The organism is Paenibacillus sp. 2TAB19, from assembly GCF_052115185.1.
In the GTDB taxonomy this organism is placed as follows: domain Bacteria; phylum Bacillota; class Bacilli; order Paenibacillales; family Paenibacillaceae; genus Pristimantibacillus.
In genome coordinates this window covers 1-4,159 of sequence record NZ_JBFRGE010000154.1, presented here as the reverse complement: position 1 = coordinate 4,159, position 4,159 = coordinate 1, and the positions used below count along the sequence as shown (strand labels likewise).

Genomic DNA, 4,159 nt, shown 5'->3' with positions numbered 1-4,159 from the left:
GCACAAGTATGCGATATATTGCATATAAGAAAATAATGAAGCAAGGATGATAGGGATGCCTGTACCTAAAAATTATATCTCGCCCGTACGAATGTCAGCAAAGGAAAGAGCCTTTTCGCAAATTCAAAGATGGATAATCGATGGAACGCTTCAGCCTGGTGAGAAACTGATTGACGCGGAATTAGCAGAAACGCTAGGCGTCAGCCGTACTCCGATTCGAGAGGCATTCCAATTGCTTGAAGTACAGGGGCTCGTATCCACGCACCCCGGCAAAGAAACCAAAGTCACGGCTATTGAGAAGGAAGATATATTTAAGATGTATTCGACAATGGCCGCTCTACAATCGTTGGCAGCAGAAGCAACCGCGCAAACCATTGCTCACGAGCAGATCGAGCAATTACGCACAATTAATGTTGAGTTTGCTAACGCGATCAAAAACAACCAAGCTTATCAAGCGATGGAAGCAGATGAACAGTTTCATAATTTGATTGTGGAGCTATCGGACAATCCTTATATCGCTTCATTCAGCGCTTCGCTTCAGATACACATTCGGCGGTTTAAGTATGTGTTCCTCAAGAAGTCAGTCACTGCGACTCAGGCTTCTGTCRAAGAGCATGAGTCGATTATACATGCTTTGGACTTGAAGGATAGCAAACAAGCGGAAGTGCTGATGAAACAAAATTTTATCCGCCCGATGAAGGAACTATATGAATTGTTATAAGAAACGACAGAGGAGTGAGTAGGATGGAAAATTCAAAAGATTTGCGTATTCGCAGTAAAGTGATTAGCGAAGGTGTCAATCGAGTACCGAACAGAGCAATGCTGCGTGCTGTCGGTTTCACCGATGAAGATTTTAAGAAGCCGATGATTGGCGTAGCGAGTACGTGGAGCGAGGTAACGCCATGCAACATGCACATCGATCAATTAGCCTTGCATGCTAAGCAAGGGGCGCGAAGTAACGGCGGCGCTCCGCTTATTTTCAACACGATCACGGTATCGGACGGCATATCGATGGGGCATGGGGGGATGTTGTTCTCTCTGCCAAGCCGGGAAGCAATCGCCGATTCCATTGAGATCGTGGCTGGAGCGGAGAGATTCGACGGACTTGTGGCAATCGGAGGCTGCGATAAGAATACGCCTGCCTGTTTGATGGCGATCGGACGCATGAATATCCCTTCTGTATACGTATATGGAGGAACGATCCAACCAGGCAAGCTTGACGGAAAGAACATCGATATCGTTACGGCTTTCGAAGCGGTTGGCCAATATCATGAAGGTAATCTTTCGGATGAACAGCTTCATAAAGTGGAGTGCAATGCTTGCCCGGGTCCGGGAGCCTGCGGAGGCATGTATACCGCTAATACGATGGCGGCAGCCGCGGAAGCTATGGGCATGAGCCTTCCTGGTTCTTCGTCCACGCCAGCGGTCTCGCCTGACAAAGCAGCGGAATGTGCAGTAGCTGGCAGACAGGTTCTGTCGTTGTTGGAACAGGACATATACCCCAAAGATATTATGACGAAAAAAGCGTTCGAGAATGCGATCACGGTTGTCATGGCGTTAGGCGGCTCAACGAATGCAATCTTGCACCTGCTTGCGATTGCGCACTCGGTTGGCGTGGATTTAACATTGGATGATTTTGAACGAATACGTCTGCGTGTACCGCATTTGGCGGATTTGAAGCCAAGCGGCAAATATGTTATGCAGGATTTGAACKATATAGGCGGTATTCCAGGTGTAATGAAGCAATTGCTCGCGGATGGTCTGCTGCATGGGGATTGCTTGACGGTCACCGGTAAAACGTTAGCTGAAAATCTAGCAGATGCCTCGCCGCTGCAAGACGATCAGGTCATTATTCGTCCGATAGATCAGCCGCTGAAGCCCAATGGACCTTTAGTTGTGCTGCGAGGCAATCTCGCTCCAGAAGGGGCAGTGGCCAAGATGTCGGGAATGAAGAAGCTTCGGTTTGTCGGACCGGCCAAAGTATTCGACAGCGAGGAAGCTGCTACCGAGGCTATTCTAAAGGATCAGATCCACAAAGGAGATGTATTGGTCATCCGATATTGCGGCCCGAAGGGCGGTCCAGGCATGCCGGAGATGCTGTCGGTAACTGCTCTCATCGTAGGTAAAGGTCTTGGCGGTGAGGTAGCTCTTATGACGGACGGCAGATTCTCAGGCGGCTCGCATGGTTTTGTAGTGGGTCATGTATCTCCTGAAGCACAAGTAGGCGGTCCAATTGCGCTGCTGCAAAACGGAGATATCGTCTCCATCGACAGCGAGACGCAACAAATAACGCTAGAGGTGTCAGAGGAAGTGCTTGCTGAAAGGGCGAAGACTTGGATACAGCCTCCCTATAAAGTGACTTCCGGAGTACTAGCCAAGTATGCTCGATTAGTATCGTCGGCCTCGAAAGGCGCGGTTACGGACATTATGGAGTAGCCAAGCTCTCCTATCAGGGCTTTACATTCGAAAAAAGGTATGATATCTTTATTTCGACATCCATGGAAATAACAACTACGGCAAAGGTGTGTGGACGATGGTGGAGGATAACGCGGAAGTTAGGCAAGCGGTCAAAGTGTATAAGGCGCTAGGGGAGCCGACACGGCTCAAAATCGCTCTGTTACTAACCGAAGAGCGGAATTTATGCTGCTCCGATATCGGGAGCAAGCTGGAATCCGTCGCTGGATCGACGCTGTCTCATCATCTGAAGCAATTAACGGATTGCGGATTGCTTAATACTCGCAAGGACGGCACCTACATCTATTACAGCGTCAACCGCGAAATGGCGGAGAAGTATGCACCGTATTTGCTTGAAATATAGCGAGGGTAAAGCTCATATATGGAGGCATAAAGGTTTGTTTCGGCAACGGAACAAGATGGCTGCAAAAAAAGCAGTCATTTTTTTCAGCTTTATTTCTATATATTTAGAAATATAGAAAGATCATTGGAGTGGAGAGAGGAGCAATATGGTCATGTCGAATACATGGAAAATTTACATGCTTGCCGTCATCAGCTTTCTTGTTGGTACGTCCGAGTTCATTATTGCGGGGATTTTGGATGTAGTAGCAGAGGATGCTGGCGTATCGGTGTCCGCAGCCGGCCAACTGATCACCGTTTTTTCGTTAGCCTACGCGTTCGGTACTCCGATACTGATGGCCGCCACGGCTAGAGTGGAACGCCGGAAGCTGCTGATCTATGCTCTTGCCGTATTTGCGGCAGGGAATGCCATAGCCGTCCTATTACCAGGCTTCGGATTCCTGTTGGCATCAAGAATCGTCTTAGCGCTCAGCACAGGGGTATTCGTCGTTACGGCTCTAACCGTAGCAGCCAAGCTTGCTCCGCCTGAGAAGCAAGGAAGCGCCATCGCAACGCTCGTTATGGGCTTCAGCACCGCTCTTATTATTGGTGTGCCGATAGGAAGGGTTGCCGCTGCCGCATACGATTGGAAATTGATTTTCGCTGGAATCGGACTACTGGGGCTCGTCGCCATCCTGCTGATTCTGTTCACGATTCCGAGAACGGAAGGGGAAGAGCCAGTGCCGATCCGCAAGCAGCTAGCACTGCTTAAGCAGCCTAAGATCGTTGTCGCCTTACTTATCACCTTCTTCTGGATTGGCGGATATTCGATCGCGAACACTTATCTATCGCCGTTTCTACTTAATGTCTCAGGGCTAAGCGAGCAGGGAGTGAGTATTGGACTATTCGCATTCGGCATCGCCAGTCTGATCGGATCCAAGCTAGGCGGCTTCAGTACTGATAAATGGGGAGCCCCGCGCACCTTAGTTGTCGGCATGTTGATCCACGCGATTGCGCTTGTATTGATTTCACTGGCCGGACAGCAATCTGCGGCTATCATCTTCCCGTTGCTYATGCTCTGGTCATTCTCGGCTTGGTCATCGGGACCTACTCAGCAGTATAATTTAATCAGCTTAGCTCCCGAAGCTTCCGGCATCATGCTCAGCTTGAACACTTCCATGCTGCAGTTAGCAATGGCTGCCGGCGCGGGACTCGGAGGCGTTGTTGTCGAGCAGCTGTCGCTGTCATCCATCACATGGATCGGAGCTGCTGGCGTAACGATTGCTGCAGCGACGGCATTATTGTCCTTTCGTATATCAAACATCGGCGTACGCAAGAAAGCAACCGAAGAAACGCTGCTTGATGT

The 4,159-nt window shown here is 49.6% G+C and carries 4 protein-coding genes; all 4 read left to right on the top strand.

Going from position 1 to position 4,159, the window contains the following annotated elements; genetic code table 11:
- Positions 1-55: 55 nt before the first annotated feature.
- A complete protein-coding gene (locus AB4Z33_RS30330) occupies positions 56-721 on the top strand; it encodes a GntR family transcriptional regulator (protein ID WP_442053467.1) in 666 nt (221 codons plus the stop codon).
- A gap of 23 nt (positions 722-744) precedes the next feature.
- Entirely contained in the window at positions 745-2,436 is a 1,692-nt protein-coding gene (gene ilvD, locus AB4Z33_RS30325) for a dihydroxy-acid dehydratase (RefSeq protein WP_442053466.1), read from the top strand.
- 97 nt (positions 2,437-2,533) lie between these two features.
- A complete protein-coding gene (locus AB4Z33_RS30320; protein WP_337101162.1) occupies positions 2,534-2,818 on the top strand; it encodes an ArsR/SmtB family transcription factor in 285 nt (94 codons plus the stop codon).
- A gap of 151 nt (positions 2,819-2,969) precedes the next feature.
- Positions 2,970-4,159 (top strand): MFS transporter (locus AB4Z33_RS30315; protein ID WP_442053465.1); only part of this gene is annotated, 1,190 nt, incomplete at its 3' end.